Raw genomic sequence first — 18,896 nt, 5'->3', positions numbered from 1 at the left:
AAATTCATATTTTTTATGCTTTGGATTACCAACTGGAATACACCCATGGACCTGGCCAACCTCAATGCCTTTATTGCCATCGCCGAGACCGGCAGCTTCTCAGGTGCCGGTGAACGCCTGCACCTGACCCAACCGGCCATCAGCAAGCGCATCGCCGGCCTGGAACAGCAATTGAAGGTGCGACTGTTCGATCGCCTGGGCCGTGAAGTCGGCCTGACCGAAGCCGGCCGGGCCTTGCTGCCGCGCGCTTATCAGATTCTCAACGTGCTGGACGACACCCGCCGCGCCCTCACCAACCTCACCGGAGAAGTCAGCGGCCGCCTCACTTTGGCCACCAGCCACCACATCGGCCTGCATCGTTTGCCTCCGATCCTGCGTACCTTCACCCGGGAATACCCGAATGTGGCGCTGGATATTCAGTTTCTCGATTCGGAAGTGGCCTACGAAGAAATCCTCCACGGCCGCGCCGAAGTGGCAGTGATCACCCTGGCGCCCGCCCCCCATCACCTGGTACGCGCCACCCCGGTGTGGGACGACCCGCTGGATTTCGTGGTGGCGCCGGAGCACAGCCTCACCGGCAACCGCGACGTCAGCCTGGCCGATATTGCCGGCCACCCGGCGGTTTTCCCTGGCGGTAATACCTTTACCCACCATATTGTCAGCCGACTGTTCGAGGCCCAGGGCCTTACCCCGAACATCGCGATGAGTACTAACTACCTGGAAACCATCAAGATGATGGTCTCCATCGGCCTGGCCTGGAGCGTGTTGCCGCGCACCATGCTCGATGATCAGGTGGCGAGTATCGCTTTGCCAGGCATACAACTCAGTCGCCAGCTAGGCTATATCGTGCACACCGAAAGGACGCTGTCGAACGCTGCGCGGGCGTTCATGAGCCTGTTGGATGCACAGGTGGATCTGCCAGTGATACCGGTATGACGCCGTGCGGCCCCAGGTTGTGAATAAAACCGCGCTGTTTGCCCATCGAGCCAAGGCCCTTTGATAATGCGCAACCCTGTCGACCCTCTGCCTCCCCTGCCCCGTATCTACGCCCTGGACCCCCAGCAGGCGGAACAAAGCTGGGACAGCGCCCCGCAACTGCTGGCAGCCCTGAATGCTGCCCGGCTGGGCGCGTGGTGCTGGGAAATCGACACGGGCCGTATCAGCTGGTCACGGGGCACCCAGGCGCTGTTCGGCTTCGACCCGCGCCAACCACTGCCCAAGGACCTGGACTACCTCGACCTGCTGGCGCCCTCGGATCGCTCCCGGGTGGTGCGAGCCTTTCATGCGGTACTGGCCGGCGAGCCGTTCGAGCAGGCCATGCACCATCACATCCAATGGCCGGACGGCACCCATCACTGGTTGGAGATCAACGGCAGCCTGGCACCGGACAAGGCCGGTCGGCGCCGCATGATCGGCGTGATCCGCGAAACCACTCGCCAGCGCGAGCGGGAGCACGCCCTCAGCCATTCCGAAAAACGCTTCGCCACGCTGTTTCACCTGTGCCCGAACATGGTGTTGTTGACCCGCCAGTCCGACGGCCTGATCAGCGAAGCCAACCAGTATTTCGAGATGCTCTTCGGCTGGCCGGTGGCCGATGCCATCGGCCGCAGCACCCTGGACCTGGGCCTGTGGAGGCACCCCGAACAACGTGCGCAGCTGGTCCTGGCCACCCAGCGCAAGGGTGAACCCATCACCATGGAAGTGCAGTTCTGCGCCAGCAACGGCCAGATCCACGATGGCACCCTCAGTGCACAAAAGGTCGAACTGGAGGGCGAGGCTTATTTGCTCAGCACCTTTCTCGACACCACCGAGCGCAAAAACGCCGAAAATGCCCTCAAGGACAGCCAGGAGCGCCTGGACCTGGCCCTGGACTCGGCGCAACTGGGCACCTGGGACTGGCATATCCCCACCGGCATGCTCTACGGCTCGGCCCGCGCCGCTCAACTGCACGGCCTGCCACCCGAGCCCTTCCATGAATCCTTCGAGGCGTTTTTCGAGGGCATGCCCAGGCAAGAGCGCGAGAACATGCGCAACGCTTATCGCACCCTGCGCGAAGGCCCGGCCGGCAATTACCAACTCACTTACCGCGTGCCAGTGGAAGACGGCAGCTCGCGCTACCTGGAAAGCCGCGCCCGCCTCTACCGCGACGAGCAAGGGGCGCCGCTGCGCATGGCCGGCACCCTGCTGGACATCACCGACCAGGTGGAACGCGAACAACGCCTGACCGCCTCCGAAGAAAAGTTCGCCAGCCTGTTCCAGGCCAGCCCCGATCCCATCTGCGTGACCTGCCTGGACAGTGGCGGGTTCATCGAGATCAACCCCGCCTTCACCCAGACGTTTGGCTGGACGGCGGCCGAGGTGATCGACAAGAGCGCCGAGCAGATCGGCCTGTGGGACGAGTCAAGCAAGCGCCTGCAGCGTATCGAACAGGTGATTCGCGACCAGGCGTTGAGCAATGTGGCCATCGTGGTGCACCACAAGAACGGCCAAACCCTGACCTGCATGATTTCCAGCCGGCTGATCAAGGTGGGCGACCAGCCGTGCATCGTCACCACCTTGCGCGACATCACCCAGCAACAACGCTCGGAGGCCGCGCTGAAGGCCAGCGAGGAAAAATTCGCCAAGGCCTTCCATTCCAGCCCCGACGCCATCTCCATCACCGAGCGCGACACCGGCCGTTATGTGGAGGTCAACGATGGCTTCTGCCGCCTCACCGGCTACCGTGCCGAAGAAGCCATCGGCCTGACGCTGTACCAGATCGGCATCTGGGCCGATGAAAACCAGCGTTCCGCCTTGTTGGCCGAATTGCAGATCAAAGGGCGCATCCCTCACCTGGAAATGCTCTGGCACAACAAGCGCGGCGACGTATTGGCGGTAGAAGTCTCGGTCGAGCCGATCACCCTCAATGAAACCCCGTGCCTGCTGCTGACCGCGCGGGACGTGAGCCTGCTGAAAAACGCCCAGGCGCAGATCCGTCACCTGGCCTATCACGACCCGCTGACCAACCTGCCCAACCGCGCGCTGCTGATGGATCGCCTGAGCCAACAGATCGCCTTGCTCAAGCGCCATAACCTGCGCGGTGCCCTGCTGTTTCTCGACCTCGACCATTTCAAGCACATCAACGATTCCCTCGGCCACCCGGTGGGCGACACCGTGCTGAAAATCGTCACCGCGCGCCTGGAAGCCAGCGTGCGCATGGAGGACACGGTGGCGCGCCTGGGCGGCGATGAGTTCGTGGTACTGCTCAGCGGCCTGGATGGTACGCGCACTCAAGTCAGCACCCAGGTGCAGGAACTGGCCGATACCCTGCGCGAATTGCTTTCGGAGCCGATGTTCCTCGATGGCCATCGCCTGCAGGTCACGCCAAGCATCGGCGTGGCGTTGATTCCCGACCATGGCACGACCCCGGCGGACCTGCTCAAGCGCGCCGACATCGCCCTGTACCGGGCCAAGGATTCGGGGCGCAACACCACGCAGATGTTCCACAACAGCATGCAAAAGGCCGCCAGCGAGCGCCTGCGCATGGAAACCGACCTGCGCCTGGCCCTGTCACGCGGCGAGTTCAGCGTGCATTACCAGCCCCAGGTGGATGCGCGCGGCAACAAGATCGTCGGCGCCGAGGCCCTGGTGCGTTGGCAGCATCCGCAGTTGGGCGCGCAGTCGCCGTCCGAATTCATCAAGGTCCTGGAAGACAGCGGCCTGATCCTCGAAGTGGGTACCTGGATCCTCGACGAGGCCTGCGCCGCCTTTGCACAGCTGATTGCCGAAGGCTTGGTGGACCCGTTGAATTTCAGCCTGTGCGTGAACATCAGCCCCCGGCAGTTTCGCCAGAACGACTTTGTCGAACGGGTGGAGCGCAGCCTCAAGCGGCATCAACTGCCCTGCAACCTGCTGAAACTGGAAATCACCGAAGGCATCGTGATTCAGAACCTGGACGACACCGTGGCGAAGATGCGCCGCCTGAAAAAGCTCGGTGTCAGTTTTGCCATGGATGACTTCGGTACCGGCTACTCATCGCTGACGTACCTCAAGCGCCTGCCGGTGGATGCGCTGAAGATCGACCAGTCCTTCGTACGCGACGCGACCCATGACCCCAACGACGCCGAAATCATCCGCGCCATCGTGGCCATGGCCCGCAGCCTGAACCTGACGGTGATTGCCGAAGGCGTGGAAACCCCGGAGCAATTGGCCTTCCTGCAAAAGCTGGGCTGCCATTTGTTCCAGGGGTATTTGCACAGTCGGCCACTGCCGATCGAAGGATTTCGGCGGTTGTTGGGCTAGCCCTTACACCAGCTTCAACGCAGTGAGCGTTTTGCGCCGCCAGGGCGACTCGTTCAAGGCGTACTTTTGCCCATACAGGTCCAGCATCCCTTTGACGACCACCACGGAATGCCAACCGTCTGCAATCGTACCGATTGCACCGTTGACCAACTCCTCGACAGTGCTGTTACGGATGTAACCGAACAGGCCCAGGCGCTGGAGAGCCTCACCGGGGTATTCGCCATTGTTGAGGGTTTCCAGGGCCGCCGAAAAGCTTCTCCCCGCACGGAAATCGTTGTTCTCCAACTGCGCCCGCTTGGCGCTGCAGGCATAGAGGAAGTTGGCGTAATCCAGCAATACCGGGTTGCTGCCATAGAAGTTCGACGCGGCGGTAGCCTGCCTCAGTTCCTCATGGCTCAAGCGCAACCGGAAGCCATCACGCATGGTCACTTCGCATCCGGCTGGCGTTCTGTAGATGGCCGTGTAGATGCCTTCGGGGAAACGGGTGATAGCCGCCTTGATCGCCGACACCGTCACGCAATTGCCCTCCACACCTTGATAAAAACCGCTCCAGATATCGGCGTGCCGGATACTTTCCGATACGTGAGCCAGGCCCCTGTCACGCTGCGGTGGCGTCTCACGATCATCAAATAGCACATAACCGTAACCTTCGCCGTGCGTGTGATTGGCGCCGCCCACCACGAGCGCCGCTCCGAAGTCATGGGTCTGGCGGACCCAGGCCAAATCCCTGCCGACCATGTCGCGGGCGGCAACCCATCGCGACAACCCATACACGCCCATTCCCTCCAGGCAACGCTTGCTTGTCTCGCCCTCAAGGGTCTTCGCCAGGGCAGCACCGAACGTCGCGTAGCCGCCCAGTTGCTGCTTGCGCTTTACAAAGGCCGCCAACATGAAGTTGGCGTGCTTCAGCGCATCAGGGTCCTGCCCTGTGAACCTTGACGCCCGGGTGACCTGCTCAAGCTCTGCCTGGGACACATGCACCCTGTATTGATCCTTCATGGTGACGGCATAACCTTCACCCGCTTGGGTTACCTGCTGGAAAACATCGGAGGGACGCGGGCCGAGGGTCATCATCATCAGTTTGATAACCGCCACGTGAGTACTGCAGTCCCTATTTTCGCCGAATCGACGCTCGGCGGCAGCGAATGCATTCACGGGCCCATCAAGGCTCATCCCGGCCCCGGAGCGGACAATACTTGAACCATGCTCAGGCAGCCGTTTTGCCATGACCGTGCGATGCCCCTCAATCAAAGTGTTCATCGGACTGCTCACTCAAGGCTGGACGAAAACGTACAGCCAGGGCACTGGCCGCACCTCTTGCACGCGCACATCACACCAATGCGATGGCGTCCCCACGGGTCGGTGCGGAACCCTGGCGCCCATACATCTCTTCGCGGCCATTGATCACCGCCACGGAATGGAAGGCTCGATTGCACATGCCCAGCTGCCCCCTGGCGAGATCTCGCACACTCACCCTCTTCATGTGCTTCCTGAGGCCCAGACGCAGGAAACCCTCGCCAGGCCCATACTCATCCTCACCATTGTTCAAGCTTCTCACTCCGGCGGTATAACTGCGGTTCGCCCAGCCGTCGTTGTTTTCCATCTGTGCACGCTTGGCACTGACGGCGAACAGGAATTGCGCGTCCTTGAGCATGCCTTTATCACGGCCGATAAAACGCGAAGCCGCGGCGCCAATTTTTAACTCTTGATCCGTCAAGTTAAGTACAAAATCATCGCGCATCGTCACCCGGTAACCATCACTTGTCTTGCTCACCTCTTTATAGATATCCGTTGGACTTTGGCCGAACTTGTACATGGCTGCCTTGATGGCCGATACCGTGACACAGTTACCATCCGGGCCTTGACGAAACCCACTCCAGATATTGTCAGGTTTTGCGCCATTACGTTTATCCGACAGGTTCGGTATAGGCACATACTGTTTGGGTTGCGGCTCCGGCGGCACGACGGGCTCGACGGTCGGATTTACCTGAGGGCGCGGCGTACTATCGGGAACCAACTTATCCGTTTTACTCGTTAGAAGATTAAATAACTGCGTAAAAAACGAAGTGAACAACGTAATAACGCTGGCAGCCGGATCTGGATCGGCTCCTATCGCCGCCTGACCGCGTGGCCCGCCTGCGGTAACAGATGCAGCGCCTGTGCCAAACTCGATAGATTTAAATCGATAGGAAGGTGCAGGTTCGTTAACGGCCGCCGGCAAGTTTCTGTTATACGCCAGACGAACATTCACTACGCGCGCAATATTATGAATCGAACAATACGACATGGTGTTCACTCCACTTTCTGAGTATTTCTCCAAGCGCTGTGCCGCCCGGAGAAACACCGTTTTATTTATCCAAGAAGTTTCGACGCAATGGCAGGAATCAGTTTCCTAACCGACGACGGTTGATAAAGGCCCACCCCTTGAAGTCAGTCTCATTTTCAGCAGGGCCAGGACTGGTGACGTCCGCTTCGGGCTTTGGCTGATCGGGAATATCCTTCTGCCTGTTATCGGTCGAGGTCAGGGTGTTTGTGTCAGGTCGCGGTGTAGTTCCGGGCAGGGGCGTCGATTCAAGCCGGTGCAGCGCGCCAGGATGGATGCCTGAAGACTTGGCTTTGGAGGGTGGTGTCACCTTGGCGTCAGGAGCCTTGGTGTCCGGCACCTTGGTGTCCGGCACCTTGGCGTCCGGCACCTTGGCGTCCGGCACTTTGGCGTCCGGCACCTTGGTGTCCGGCACCTTGGCGTCTGGCACCTTGGTGTCCGGCACCTTGGCGTCTGGCACCTTGGTGTCCGGCACCTTGGCGTCTGGCACCTTGGCGTCTGGCACCTTGGTGTCCGGCACCTTGGCGTCCGGCACCTTGGCGTCTGGCACCTTGGCGTCTGGCACCTTGGCGTCCGGCACCTTGGCGTCCGGCACCTTGGCGTCTGGCACCTTGGTGTCCGGCACCTTGGTACCGGGCAACTTGGTGTCCGGCAGCTTCGTATCCGTCGCCCTGTTGTCCGGCATCTTGGTGTCGTGCCGTGGAGTCACGTCGAGCCTGTGCACCGGGTGAGCATTAAGCCGTACCTCAGGCCTGATGGGCGGCACCTTGGCATCGGGTTGTGGAGTCACCCCGGGGGTGGGCACCGAAGGAGGATTGACCCGTCCTCCGTCGCGCTCCACATGGGTATCAGGACAGTGACAATTGCCGATATTGAGTTCCACCTTGACCTGCGCATTCGAGTCGTTGCTCACGTTGACACGGGGCACAGGGACCGACTGAAGCGTCCCTTTGTCGACTTTCACTGTCAGCTGATTCGTCGTATCCGATGTAGCCCTGGGCGCTGTGCCTGGTCCCCCCTTCACTTTCAATTGGGTCGCCAAGTCCGGGGTGGTCCCTGGCAACTTGGCTGGTTCCGCCTTTGCTTTCAGCAGGGTCGTCATATCCGGCGTGTGCTTGGGTGTTTTATCGGAATGTGTGGTCAGGGCAGGCGTCATGTTTCTCACCGACACCATCTCACGCATGGTTTTGAAGACTTGCTCAAGCATGTCGAACAATTTTGAAAATGCTCCGGCGTTGATCATCATTTCACCGTGAGGCGCTCGGGCGACGTCAGGCCGAAGCGCAGGCGAAATCCATACTGGATCCGCCTTGGAAGAACTCAGCGGTTCATTGGTTTTAAGAGGTGTCGATGGCAGCAAGTGGTGACGCGGGGTCTCAACCTTTACAGAGGGTGAACCATTAATCGAGATGGACATAAATACGCTCCTTAGTGGGCGCCCCTCCCCGGCGGTTAACACCAGGAGTGGCGATAGGATTTATAGATACTGGAAAACAACAGCGCTGCCTTACAGTCCCTACTTCGTGGAGCGTGAGACTATCGAGTTCCAGAAATCGCGCCTCACATAAGGAAACCAACGCGAACTTTCAGACTTTACCCCATGGTCATTCCAAGAAAACCTTGATTCATCGCACACCGGCGCCGCACTAACAGACATACCCACTCATAAAGTGCTGGACATGCAATTAAGAGACATAACTGAACACACCACTAATAGTTGAACTGTGATAATTCACACGCACAGAACATCCACCCGCAATCATCAAAGCGTCGCAGGAACAGTCACCAGAACGAGCAGAATGATTCAGTCATTATCCAAAGACTTTGAAACGCAGAAGGCTCCTTGTCTTTCGACAAGGAGCCTTCTGTGAAACATATCAGGCGTTCGACACAGCGCTTTAAGAGGTCAGGCTGCGACCGGAGTATCCATCCCCAACAACCGGCTGACCTGCTCCAGTTCGGTCTCGCGGCGCAACGCGGTAAACAGCGCGACAGCTTCGGGGTAGTTGCGCGTCAGCATTGCCAGCCACTGCTTCAACCGGCCAGGGGCCTGGCGCTCGGTCAACTGTGCGACCGACTGGGTCCAGAAGTCCTGGAGTATGGGTTGCATTTGCGCCCAGGTCATTTCCACGACGTCTTCGCCTGCACGCGCGGCGGCGATTTGCCGGGCCAGGTCCGGGCGCGCCACCAGGCCGCGACCGAGCATAATGTCTTCGACACCACTGATCTCCCGACAGCGCCGCCAGTCTTCGACGCTCCAGATATCGCCGTTGGCGAACACCGGCACCTTGACCACCTCCTGCACACGCGGAATCCACTCCCAGTGGGCGGGCGGTTTGTAGCCATCGGTCTTGGTACGCGCATGCACCACGATATGCGCCGCACCGCCTTCGGCCAGGGCCGTGGCACACACCAGCGCGCCATCCGGGCTGTCGAAGCCCAGGCGCATCTTGGCGGTCACCGGGATATGGGCAGGCACGGCACGGCGCACGTGTTCGACGATCCGGTTGAGCAGCTCCGGCTCTTTGAGCAGCACCGCACCGCCGCGGGATTTATTGACGGTCTTGGCCGGGCAGCCGAAGTTCAGATCGATCACCTCGGAACCCAGCTCGCAGGCCAGGGCGGCGTTTTCCGCCAGGCATACCGGGTCGGAACCGAGCAATTGCACGCGCAACGGCACACCGGCTGCGGTGTGGGCGCCGTGCAGCAGTTCCGGGGCGAGCTTGTGGAAATACGCGGGGGTGAGCAAGCGGTCGTTGACGCGGATGAACTCGGTCACGCACCAGTCGATACCGCCCACGCGGGTCAACACGTCCCTCAGGATGTTGTCGACCAACCCCTCCATGGGCGCCAAAGCAATTTGCATGGAAAACACTCAACAAAAATCGTGGCGCAGTTTACTGGGTTTCCCGCGGCAACCGTTAACCCCCTGTCAGGGCGGGACCATAACCGTCGAGAAATTCGGCCGGCATGCGCTTGGGCCTGCCGCTGGACAATTCGATGCAGACAAAGGTGGTGTGAGCCCGCAGCAAGGTGGCACCGTCACGCGGGCGTACCAGCTGGAAACGACGGGTCATCTTCAGGCGCCGGTCCCAATCGACGATCCAGGTGGCCAACTGCAGCTCGTCGCCTTCGTAGCCTGCCGCGAGGTAATCGATTTCATGGCGCACCACGGCCATGGCACGGTCCAGGCGGCGGTACTCGGTGAGGTCCAGCCCCAGACGCTGCGAATGGCGCCAGGCGCAGCGCTCGAGCCAGGACACGTACACCGCGTTATTGGCGTGCCCCAGGCCGTCGATGTCTTCAGGGGCGACCTGCAGATCGATGATAAACGGCGTTGCCAAATCCCAGCCCATGCCTTGCTCCAGTCGATTGATGTCGGCGGGAGCAGTGTATCAGGCGGTTTGCCGGTCCTGTAGACGACGGCCGGCCAACAGCGCCAGTACGCCCTCGATTACCCGGGGATCGGCCAGCACTTTCTGGTGCCCGCCCTGCTCCAGGCGCAGCAGGCGGCTGTCGAACCAGGCTTCGTGGATGGCTTGAGATGCCTTGACCGGAACAAAGGTATCGTCCTCGGCGTGCACGACCAGGCCAGGGATGTTCATTTGGTAGTGCGCCACATCCAAGTGCTTGAGCGGCATTCCGAACGCCAGCTCCACCTCCTGGATAAACGCCGAGCGTGCCCGCGCCGGCAGACCGACCATCGTGGTAAAGCCGCGCAGCACATCCAGGAAGCGCGACGGGGCGGCGATGCTCACCAACGCCTCGGTACGCAGCCCCAACTGCACTGCCAGCATCGCACTGGCGCCGCCCATGGAATGCCCGATCACGGCGTGCAGCGGCGGCAGTTCGGCAGCCGCCTCCAGCATGGCTCGGGCGAACAGCAGCACGTGAGCTTCCCGTCCCGGCGAACGACCATGGGCCGGACCGTCCAGGGCAATCACGGCGTAACCGTTGCCTACCAACGCGGTGATCAAACTGGCGAACTGGGTTGGCCGGCCTTCCCAGCCGTGCATCAACAACACCGCAGGGCCTTGGCCCCAGCGCAGGGCCGACAGACCGAAACGCAAGGTGATGCGCTCCGATTGCGCCAGCAGCGGCAGCTCCCAGTCACGTGGCGGCAGGTCGCGCGGCGTCATGAAGGCACGCCGCATCTTGTTGGCCACGGTTTGCGGTGCCAGGTGTCCAACGGTGCCGTTGAAGCGACGAATCCAGGTTAACGCGCCCATCCTCGCACCCTCTTCTAACGCACAGCCGACTTGGCCGCGCGTAACACTCGGTCCGACAACTCGCCCGGCCCCAGGGCACGCGCCAAGGCCAGCCCGCCGATCATCAACGCCATATCAGCCAAGGCTTTGTCAGTGTCTTCGGGACTCGCGGCAAGCTGGGCCGCCATCAGTTCCACATGCTCGCTCAGCGCCTCGCGGAAGGCGTCCGGCAGCCGCGCCATCTCGCCCACTGTGGCCGGTATCGGGCATGCCTGGACTGTTGAATCGCGGTGCTTGCGTGACAGATAAAACGCCGCCACCAGGCCCCTGCGCTCTTCTCCCGTCAGCTGTGCGTCCATATCGTCGATAGATGCACGCCGCCGCGCCAACAACTGGGTGAACGCCTCCAGCATCAAGGCGTCCTTGCTTTCAAAGTGTGCGTAGAAACCACCGACGGTCAGCCCCGCCGCGCCCATGACTTCGCCCACACTAGGCTCGGCCGGACCACGCTGGGTCAATGCAGCGCTGGCGGCTTGCAGAATACGTTCGCGGGTTTGCGCTTTTTTATCGCTCATCGTTGCCTCCGACTTTCATGGGTTGAATATTATTACCATAATAATATTTGGCAAGCGACAAGCATGACCACTGGTCAGCAAAGCAAAGGGAATGGGGGGAGAGAATTGGCCAAACGCCAGACAAACAAAAGGGCCATTCAATAATTGAATGACCCTTAAAAATCCCGCAGAGCGGGTAATCGTGGCGTCCCCTAGGGGACTCGAACCCCTGTTACCGCCGTGAAAGGGCGGTGTCCTAGGCCACTAGACGAAGGGGACACAAACCTTCTATACACCTGATCAGCGCTGAGAACTGATCTGATTCAAGGACGGTGTGGCCAGACCTTGAACCTGTAAATTGGTGGAGCTAAACGGGATCGAACCGTTGACCTCTTGCATGCCATGCAAGCGCTCTCCCAGCTGAGCTATAGCCCCGGATTTTTCGCCTCGCGGCGCAGCAGACCTTTCGAACTGCTTGTTGAAACTGGCGTCCCCTAGGGGACTCGAACCCCTGTTACCGCCGTGAAAGGGCGGTGTCCTAGGCCACTAGACGAAGGGGACAAAACCTTCTGTACAACTGACCAGCGCTGAGAGCTGATCGATTCAAGGACGGTGTGGCCAGACCTTGAACCTGTAGATTGGTGGAGCTAAACGGGATCGAACCGTTGACCTCTTGCATGCCATGCAAGCGCTCTCCCAGCTGAGCTATAGCCCCTCATCGGTGAGGACGGGGCGAATCTTAATGGCGGTTTGGAAAGGTGTCAAATTTATTTTCAACATTTTCCAAAATTTTTTGCCGGGATAACAATCACTTACCGACGAAACCCCGGAAAAGCTGGGTTTCGTCGCTGCAATGGACTGCTTAAGCGATAGCGCCCAACAGCTTTTCCCACTCTTTGTTTTCTTTCTTCGATACACCACCAAGCAAATCAAGGGCTTGGCGCAGGCGGAAACGGGTCAGGTCCGGGCCGAGAATTTCCATCGCATCCAGCACCGACACCGAACTGGCCTGCCCGGTGATCGCGGCAAACATCAGCGGCATGGCATCGCGCAATTTCAACTCAAGGGACTCCACCACCGCCTGGATCGTCGCAGTGATCGCATCCTTCTCCCACTGGCGCAGGCTTTCCAGCTTCCACAGGATCAGTTGCATCAACTGGCGCACCTGATCGCCCGAGAGCTTCTTGGATTCGAACAGCCTGGTATCCGGGTTCACACCACCGGCAAAGAAGAAGCTGGCCAACGGGGCAACCTGGCTGAACGTCTCCACCCTGCCCTGCACCAGTGGCGCGATCTTCATCATGTATTCAGGGTTCAGCGCCCATTGCTGCACGCGGCTGGCGAATTCTTCCACCGGCAGATCACGCAGCCACTGGCCATTGAGCCACGAGAGTTTCTCGATATCGAAGATCGGCCCGCCCAGCGACACGCGGGACAGGTCAAAGTTATCGACCATTTCCTGCAGCGAGAACTTCTCACGCTCGTCCGGCATCGACCAGCCCATGCGGCCCAGGTAGTTGAGCATCGCTTCAGGCATGAAGCCCATGCGCTCGTAGAACGTCACCGAGGTCGGGTTCTTGCGCTTGGACAGCTTGCTCTTGTCCGGGTTACGCAGCAGCGGCATGTAGCACAGCTGCGGTTGTTCCCAGCCGAAGTATTCGTAGAGAAGGATCAGCTTCGGCGCCGATGGCAGCCATTCTTCACCCCGCAATACGTGGGTGATGCCCATCAGGTGGTCGTCGACCACGTTGGCCAGGAAGTACGTCGGCAGGCCGTCGGTCTTCATCAACACCTGCATGTCCATGCGGTCCCACGGGATTTCGACATCACCGCGCAGCATGTCCGGCACCACGCACACGCCTTCGCTCGGCACCTTCATGCGGATAACGTGAGGTTCACCGGCGGCCAGGCGGGCAGCCACCTCCTCTTTCGACAGCAGCAATGCGCGGCCATCGTAGCGCGGGGTTTCGCCACGGGCCTGTTGCTCCGCGCGCATCTGGTCGAGTTCTTCAGCGGTGCAGAAGCATGGGAACGCATGGCCCATGTCGACCAGTTGCTGGGTGTACTGCTTGTAGATGTCGCTGCGCTCGCTCTGGCGATACGGACCGTGCGGGCCGCCTACGTCCGGGCCTTCGGCCCAGGTAATGCCCAACCAGCGCAGGGCATCGAAAATCTGCTGTTCCGACTCACGGGTGGAGCGCAGTTGGTCGGTGTCCTCGATCCGCAGGATGAATTCACCGCCGTGCTGCTTGGCAAAGCAGTAGTTGAACAAGGCGATGTAGGCAGTGCCGACGTGGGGATCCCCAGTAGGCGATGGCGCGATGCGCGTGCGGACGGTGGTCATGGCAGGTCTCGAATGGGCGATATAACTGAAATTGAAACAAGGGGCGAATGGTAACAGCCTGGGTGATTTCTGGAAAACCGAGGCACAACCATCGGGGTGTAGCCCCCTCCCACACTTTGACTTGTGAACACCGTCAAATGTGGGAGGGGGCTTGCCCCCGATGAGCATGGGTATCTACACAACTTCCAGTGAATACGGAATCTATGGCAATTAGGCTTCTGTGGTGAGCGGGCTTGCCCCGCGCTGGGCTGCGAAGCAGCCCCAAAACCAGCCTCTACAGAGTGCCTGATACACCGCGTTCTTCTTTACTGGGGCTGCTTCGCAGCCCAGCGCGGGGCAAGCCCGCTCACCACAGAGTTATGTGTCAGCCTTTAAGAGTTGTGTAGATGCCTATGCCCCGATGAGGCCAGTCTAGTCACCGCAGATCAGACAGCCAGCAACCGCTCACGCAACTTGCCAATCTCATCCCGAGTCTGCGCCGCAGCTTCAAACTCCAGGTCCCGCGCCAACTGGTACATTTTCTCTTCCAACTGGCGAATCCGCTTGGTGATCTCACTCGGCGAGCGCAGTTCGTTTTCGTACTTGGCGCTTTCCTCGGCGGCCTTGGCCATGCCCTTGCGCTTCTTGCTGCGCGAGCCCGGCACGGTGGCGCCTTCCATGATGTCGGCAACGTCCTTGAACACGCCCTTGGGCGTAATGCCGTTTTCCAGGTTGAAGGCAATCTGCTTGTCGCGACGGCGTTGCGTCTCGCCAATCGCCCGCTCCATGGAACCGGTGATGCGATCCGCGTAGAGAATCGCCCGGCCATTGAGGTTACGCGCCGCACGACCGATGGTTTGGATCAGCGAGCGTTCAGAGCGCAGGAAGCCCTCCTTGTCTGCATCGAGGATTGCCACCAGCGACACTTCCGGCATGTCCAGGCCTTCGCGCAGCAGGTTGATGCCCACCAGCACATCAAAGGTGCCCAGGCGCAGGTCGCGGATGATTTCCACGCGCTCCACGGTGTCGATGTCCGAGTGCAGGTAACGCACGCGCACGCCGTGGTCGGCGAGGTAGTCGGTCAAGTCTTCGGACATGCGCTTGGTCAGCGTGGTGACCAGCACCCGCTCTTCCAGGGCCACACGTTTATGGATCTCCGACAACAGGTCATCCACCTGGGTCAGCGCCGGGCGGATTTCGATTTCCGGGTCGACCAGGCCGGTGGGACGCACCAGTTGCTCGATCACACGGCCGGCATGCTCGGCCTCATAGTTGCCCGGCGTGGCCGACACAAAGATGGTCTGCGGGCTGATGGCTTCCCACTCGTCGAAGCGCATCGGCCGGTTATCCAGTGCCGACGGCAGGCGGAAGCCGTACTCCACCAGGGTTTCCTTACGCGAGCGGTCGCCCTTATACATCGCGCCCACTTGCGGCACGCTGACGTGGGACTCGTCGATCACCAGCAGTGCGTCGTCTGGCAGGTAGTCGTAGAGGGTCGGCGGCGGCGCGCCGGACTCACGGCCCGAGAGGTAGCGCGAGTAGTTTTCGATGCCGTTGCAGTAGCCCAGCTCGAGGATCATCTCCAGGTCAAAGCGCGTGCGTTGCTCCAAACGCTGGGCTTCCACCAGCTTGTTGTTGGCGCGCAGGTACTCCAGGCGCTCGGCCAGCTCGACCTTGATACCCTCGATGGCGCCCATCAGGGTTTCGCGCGGGGTCACGTAGTGGCTTTTCGGATAGAAGGTGAAGCGCGGCAGCTTGCGGATCACTTCGCCGGTCAACGGATCGAAGGCCGACAGGCTCTCGACTTCATCGTCAAACAGCTCGATGCGGATCGCCTCCAGGTCGGATTCGGCCGGGTAGATGTCGATCACATCGCCACGCACACGGAAGGTGGCGCGGGCAAAATCCATGTCGTTGCGGGTGTACTGCAGGCTGGTCAGGCGGCGCAGCAGCTCGCGCTGGTCGAGTTTGTCGCCGCGGTCGACGTGCAGCACCATCTTCAAATAGGTTTCCGGGCTGCCCAGGCCATAGATGCACGACACCGTGGTGACGATGATCGCGTCCTTGCGCTCCAGCAACGCCTTGGTCGCCGACAGCCGCATCTGCTCGATGTGGTCGTTGATCGACGCATCCTTCTCGATAAAGGTATCGGAGGACGGCACATACGCTTCGGGCTGGTAGTAGTCGTAGTAGGAAACGAAGTATTCCACCGCGTTGTTCGGGAAGAACGCCTTGAACTCGCCGTACAACTGCGCGGCCAGGGTCTTGTTCGGGGCCAGCACCAGCGTGGGGCGGTTGATCTGCGCAATCACGTTGGCGATGCTGAAGGTCTTGCCCGAACCGGTCACCCCGAGCAGCGTCTGGTGAGCCAGGCCGGCCTCGATGCCTTCGACCATCTGGCGAATGGCCTCGGGCTGGTCGCCGGCAGGTTCAAAGCGGGTGACTAGTTGGAAATCCGACATAACGTACCTCTTGAAGTCACCCCAGACTGTAAACCCGTCGGGGACGAAAAAGACCACAACCCGCGAAGTTTCAGAGCGGGTCGTAGGAAAAAACCATGATAGCTGTAGAAGTGGTGGCGAATGTGACGGGTTTCAAGGCAATCGTCCTGTCTGCCGTGGTTGATCAATGTTGCAATAAGACTAACGGTCGGCAAATAAACCGAAAAACTTGGCCGAAAAGCCGTTTCGGTTGTCGCCCTCAGCGGTGATGGCCTCTATACTAGCTCCCCGTTTGTGCACCGCTCTAGTGCATTCGGCTGGAGCGCGACACGTCCCTCCCTTCCCCCATAGAGCTGCCGCAAAATGAGCCTGTTCTCCGCTGTCGAAATGGCACCACGCGATCCAATCCTGGGCCTCAACGAAGCATTCAACGCCGATACACGAACCACCAAGGTTAACCTTGGCGTGGGCGTTTACTGCAACGAGGAGGGGAAGATTCCACTCTTGCGTGCCGTTGCCGAAGCGGAAGCCATTCGCGTGGCGCAACACGCCGCCCGTGGCTACTTGCCGATCGACGGCATCGCCGCCTACGACAAGGCCGTGCAGACCCTGCTGTTCGGCGCTGAATCGCCACTGCTGAACGCTGGCCGCGTCACCACCGTACAAGCGGTAGGCGGCACCGGCGCCCTGAAGCTGGGTGCAGACTTCCTCAAGCAATTGCTGCCAGGCGCCGTCGTTGCGATTAGCGACCCGAGCTGGGAAAACCACCGCGCCCTGTTCGAAACCGCCGGTTTCCCGGTGCAGAACTACCGCTACTACGACGCCGCCACCCACGACGTGAACCGTGCCGGCCTGCTCGAAGACCTCAACGCCCTGCCGCCCCAGTCCATCGTGGTGCTGCACGCCTGCTGCCATAACCCGACCGGCGTCGACCTGAGCCCGGCCGACTGGCAGAACGTGCTGGACGTGGTCAAGGCCAGGAACCTGGTGCCGTTCCTCGACATGGCCTACCAGGGCTTTGGCGACGGTATCCACGAAGACGCCGCCGCCGTGCGCCTGTTCGCCGAATCGGGCCTGACCTTCTTTGTCTCCAGCTCGTTCTCCAAGTCGTTCTCCCTGTACGGCGAGCGTGTGGGCGCGTTGTCCATCGTCGGTGACTCCAAGGAAGAAAGCGCGCGCATCCTGTCCCAGGTCAAGCGCGTGATCCGCACCAACTACTCCAACCCGCCAACCCATGGCGCAGCGATTGTTGCCGCGGTGCTGAACAGCCCTGAGCTGCGCGCCCAGTGGGAAGCCGAACTGGCCGAGATGCGCCTGCGCATCCGTGGCATGCGTGAGCAGATGGTTGCCGAGCTGGCCAAGGCTGCTCCGGGCCACGACTTCAGCTTCGTCGGTCGCCAACGAGGGATGTTCTCCTACTCGGGCCTGACCGTTGAGCAAGTCACCCGCCTGCGCAGCGAGTTTGGTATCTACGCGCTGGATACCGGGCGTATCTGCGTGGCGGCGTTGAACCAGTCGAACATTGCTGCGGTAACAAAGGCGATTGTTCAGGTTCTATAAGCCTGACGGCGTCATACGAAGGGGGAAGCCGATGGCTTCCCCCTTTTTATTGGCGAACCCACTAGACTGAACCCTGATTGCCCCTTTGCTGTGAGAGCCCTATGAGAAACGACGACCTGGACCTGCGCGCCGACCGCGACGAACTGCACGACTACACCCCGCGCGCGCCCCAAGCCAAGCGCCAGAAAAGCCTGGTACTGCAAGTGGCGCTGGGGGTGTTCCTGGGCGGTTTGGCGTTGTGGCTGGTGCAATTGGGCGCGACGGCAATCATGGCCAAGCTGGCCATGGGCACCTTCCAGTTTGGCGGCTAGGCCGACGCCACACCCTGCTCTTCCAGCAACTTCACAAAACTGTTCAAACTCTGCGACACGGTGCCCCGGCGCCAGATCAGCCAGGTATGCAGGGTGCGAAAACTGTCCGTCAGCGGCCACACGCTCACCGTGGTAAACCCCGGCATGCTTTCCAGCATGCTGCGTGGCATCAGCGCCAGGCCGGCCCCGGCGCTGACGCAGGCGAGCATGCCGTGGTAGGACTCCATCTCGAAGATCCTCCCCGGCACCGCGCCGTCCTGTGCGAACCAGCGCTCGAAATGGTGCCGGTAGGAACAGTTGGAGCGAAAGGTGTAGATGCTCTCCCCGTTCACATCCTGCCCTCGCGTGATCGGACCGTGGTGCAACGGCGCAATCACCACCATCTCCTCCTCGAACACCGCCACGCCTTCCAGGGTGGCATGCAATACCGGCCCATCGACGAACGCCGCCGCCAGCCGTCCCGACAACACGCCCTCGATCATCGTGCCTGAAGGCCCGGTGCTCAGGTCCAATTCGACCTTGGTGTGCTTCTGGTTGTAGGCCGCGAGCAGCGCCGGGATGCGCACCGCCGCCGTGCTTTCCAGGGAGCCGAGAGCAAACGCGCCCTGGGGCTCCTCCCCCGCCACCGTCGCGCGGGCTTCCTGCACCAGGTCGAGAATACGCCGCGCATAGCCGAGGAAATTCCATCCGGCGGGCGACAGGCGCAGGCGACTCTTCTCGCGGATAAACAACTCCACGCCCAAATCCTGCTCCAGTTGCTTGATGCGCGTGGTCAGGTTCGACGGCACCCGATGAATCAACTGCGCGGCGGCGCTGATGCTGCCTTGCTCGGCAACGGCCTTGAAGATTTCCAGCTGCACCAGATCCAAGTCATTCTCCAATCGTGAACGTATTG

14 protein-coding genes and 4 tRNA genes are annotated in these 18,896 nt (G+C 60.7%); 4 read left to right on the top strand and 14 right to left on the bottom strand.

Going from position 1 to position 18,896, the window contains the following annotated elements; all coding sequences use genetic code 11:
* Nucleotides 1-45: 45 nt before the first annotated feature.
* Together Q8X51_RS20800 and Q8X51_RS20795 are read left to right on the top strand one after the other, a co-directional pair.
* Nucleotides 46-936, top strand: coding sequence for a LysR family transcriptional regulator (locus Q8X51_RS20800; RefSeq protein WP_065925091.1), 891 nt, complete (start codon nucleotides 46-48; stop codon nucleotides 934-936).
* A gap of 66 nt (nucleotides 937-1,002) precedes the next feature.
* Nucleotides 1,003-4,281: an EAL domain-containing protein gene (locus Q8X51_RS20795; RefSeq protein ID WP_065947092.1), complete on the top strand. Its 3,279-nt coding sequence runs from the start codon at nucleotides 1,003-1,005 to the stop codon at nucleotides 4,279-4,281.
* 3 nt (nucleotides 4,282-4,284) lie between these two features.
* Here the strand turns inward: Q8X51_RS20795 and Q8X51_RS20790 are convergent, their stop codons facing one another.
* From Q8X51_RS20790 to uvrB, 13 genes are all read right to left on the bottom strand, one after another.
* Complete coding sequence (locus tag Q8X51_RS20790) at nucleotides 4,285-5,541, bottom strand: hypothetical protein (protein WP_407693494.1); 1,257 nt, start codon at nucleotides 5,539-5,541, stop codon at nucleotides 4,285-4,287.
* A gap of 70 nt (nucleotides 5,542-5,611) precedes the next feature.
* Entirely contained in the window at nucleotides 5,612-6,568 is a 957-nt protein-coding gene (locus Q8X51_RS20785; protein WP_330216266.1) for a hypothetical protein, read from the bottom strand.
* A gap of 97 nt (nucleotides 6,569-6,665) precedes the next feature.
* A complete protein-coding gene (locus Q8X51_RS20780; protein WP_407693493.1) occupies nucleotides 6,666-8,021 on the bottom strand; it encodes a hypothetical protein in 1,356 nt (451 codons plus the stop codon).
* Nucleotides 8,022-8,510: 489 nt separating this feature from the next.
* Nucleotides 8,511-9,470: a tRNA dihydrouridine synthase gene (locus tag Q8X51_RS20775; protein ID WP_407693492.1), complete on the bottom strand. Its 960-nt coding sequence runs from the start codon at nucleotides 9,468-9,470 to the stop codon at nucleotides 8,511-8,513.
* A 55-nt stretch (nucleotides 9,471-9,525) separates the two neighbouring features.
* Nucleotides 9,526-9,960, bottom strand: coding sequence for an acyl-CoA thioesterase (locus tag Q8X51_RS20770; protein WP_065925086.1), 435 nt, complete (start codon nucleotides 9,958-9,960; stop codon nucleotides 9,526-9,528).
* A gap of 39 nt (nucleotides 9,961-9,999) precedes the next feature.
* Nucleotides 10,000-10,833, bottom strand: a complete 834-nt coding sequence (locus tag Q8X51_RS20765; RefSeq protein WP_065925085.1) for an alpha/beta hydrolase — start codon at nucleotides 10,831-10,833, stop codon at nucleotides 10,000-10,002.
* Nucleotides 10,834-10,847: 14 nt separating this feature from the next.
* Nucleotides 10,848-11,387, bottom strand: coding sequence for a TetR/AcrR family transcriptional regulator (locus tag Q8X51_RS20760; RefSeq protein WP_027604060.1), 540 nt, complete (start codon nucleotides 11,385-11,387; stop codon nucleotides 10,848-10,850).
* Nucleotides 11,388-11,569: 182 nt separating this feature from the next.
* Nucleotides 11,570-11,645, bottom strand: a tRNA-Glu gene (locus Q8X51_RS20755).
* 80 nt (nucleotides 11,646-11,725) lie between these two features.
* Nucleotides 11,726-11,801 (bottom strand) — tRNA-Ala (locus Q8X51_RS20750).
* Nucleotides 11,802-11,851: 50 nt separating this feature from the next.
* Nucleotides 11,852-11,927: transfer RNA gene (locus tag Q8X51_RS20745), tRNA-Glu, on the bottom strand.
* 78 nt (nucleotides 11,928-12,005) lie between these two features.
* Nucleotides 12,006-12,081, bottom strand: a tRNA-Ala gene (locus Q8X51_RS20740).
* 147 nt (nucleotides 12,082-12,228) lie between these two features.
* Entirely contained in the window at nucleotides 12,229-13,710 is a 1,482-nt protein-coding gene (gltX, locus tag Q8X51_RS20735; RefSeq protein ID WP_065925084.1) for a glutamate--tRNA ligase, read from the bottom strand.
* Nucleotides 13,711-14,135: 425 nt separating this feature from the next.
* Nucleotides 14,136-16,151 carry an excinuclease ABC subunit UvrB gene (gene uvrB / locus Q8X51_RS20730; protein ID WP_065925083.1) on the bottom strand — a complete coding sequence of 672 codons (2,016 nt, stop codon included), beginning with the start codon at nucleotides 16,149-16,151 and terminating at the stop codon, nucleotides 14,136-14,138.
* A 342-nt stretch (nucleotides 16,152-16,493) separates the two neighbouring features.
* On the opposite strand from uvrB, the gene Q8X51_RS20725 reads away from it, so the two are divergent.
* Both Q8X51_RS20725 and Q8X51_RS20720 read left to right on the top strand, forming a co-directional pair.
* Nucleotides 16,494-17,690, top strand: coding sequence for an amino acid aminotransferase (locus Q8X51_RS20725; RefSeq protein WP_065925082.1), 1,197 nt, complete (start codon nucleotides 16,494-16,496; stop codon nucleotides 17,688-17,690).
* A 101-nt stretch (nucleotides 17,691-17,791) separates the two neighbouring features.
* Complete coding sequence (locus Q8X51_RS20720; protein ID WP_016970937.1) at nucleotides 17,792-18,001, top strand: hypothetical protein; 210 nt, start codon at nucleotides 17,792-17,794, stop codon at nucleotides 17,999-18,001.
* Here Q8X51_RS20720 and ptrR read toward each other — a convergent pair.
* Nucleotides 17,998-18,870, bottom strand: coding sequence for a putrescine utilization regulator PtrR (ptrR, locus tag Q8X51_RS20715; RefSeq protein ID WP_065947088.1), 873 nt, complete (start codon nucleotides 18,868-18,870; stop codon nucleotides 17,998-18,000). The genes Q8X51_RS20720 and ptrR overlap by 4 nt on opposite strands.
* Nucleotides 18,871-18,896 lie beyond the last annotated feature (26 nt).

Origin of the sequence: Pseudomonas sp. Yb2C2, assembly GCF_052112325.1 — a bacterium.
Lineage (GTDB): Bacteria > Pseudomonadota > Gammaproteobacteria > Pseudomonadales > Pseudomonadaceae > Aquipseudomonas > Aquipseudomonas marginalis.
Note: the sequence above shows the minus strand (reverse complement) of the source record. Positions and strands in the feature narration are given on the sequence as shown.

Bases quoted from the DNA above. Each gene is read 5' to 3' on its own strand.
- Q8X51_RS20800 (WP_065925091.1), top strand. From the start codon at position 46: ATGGACCTGGCCAACCTCAATGCCTTTATTGCCATCGCCGAGACCGGC.
- Q8X51_RS20795 (WP_065947092.1), top strand. From the start codon at position 1,003: ATGCGCAACCCTGTCGACCCTCTGCCTCCCCTGCCCCGTATCTACGCC.
- Q8X51_RS20790 (WP_407693494.1), bottom strand. From the start codon at position 5,541: ATGAACACTTTGATTGAGGGGCATCGCACGGTCATGGCAAAACGGCTG.
- Q8X51_RS20785 (WP_330216266.1), bottom strand. From the start codon at position 6,568: ATGTCGTATTGTTCGATTCATAATATTGCGCGCGTAGTGAATGTTCGT.
- Q8X51_RS20780 (WP_407693493.1), bottom strand. From the start codon at position 8,021: ATGTCCATCTCGATTAATGGTTCACCCTCTGTAAAGGTTGAGACCCCG.
- Q8X51_RS20775 (WP_407693492.1), bottom strand. From the start codon at position 9,470: ATGCAAATTGCTTTGGCGCCCATGGAGGGGTTGGTCGACAACATCCTG.
- Q8X51_RS20770 (WP_065925086.1), bottom strand. From the start codon at position 9,960: ATGGGCTGGGATTTGGCAACGCCGTTTATCATCGATCTGCAGGTCGCC.
- Q8X51_RS20765 (WP_065925085.1), bottom strand. From the start codon at position 10,833: ATGGGCGCGTTAACCTGGATTCGTCGCTTCAACGGCACCGTTGGACAC.
- Q8X51_RS20760 (WP_027604060.1), bottom strand. From the start codon at position 11,387: ATGAGCGATAAAAAAGCGCAAACCCGCGAACGTATTCTGCAAGCCGCC.
- gltX (WP_065925084.1), bottom strand. From the start codon at position 13,710: ATGACCACCGTCCGCACGCGCATCGCGCCATCGCCTACTGGGGATCCC.
- uvrB (WP_065925083.1), bottom strand. From the start codon at position 16,151: ATGTCGGATTTCCAACTAGTCACCCGCTTTGAACCTGCCGGCGACCAG.
- Q8X51_RS20725 (WP_065925082.1), top strand. From the start codon at position 16,494: ATGAGCCTGTTCTCCGCTGTCGAAATGGCACCACGCGATCCAATCCTG.
- Q8X51_RS20720 (WP_016970937.1), top strand. From the start codon at position 17,792: ATGAGAAACGACGACCTGGACCTGCGCGCCGACCGCGACGAACTGCAC.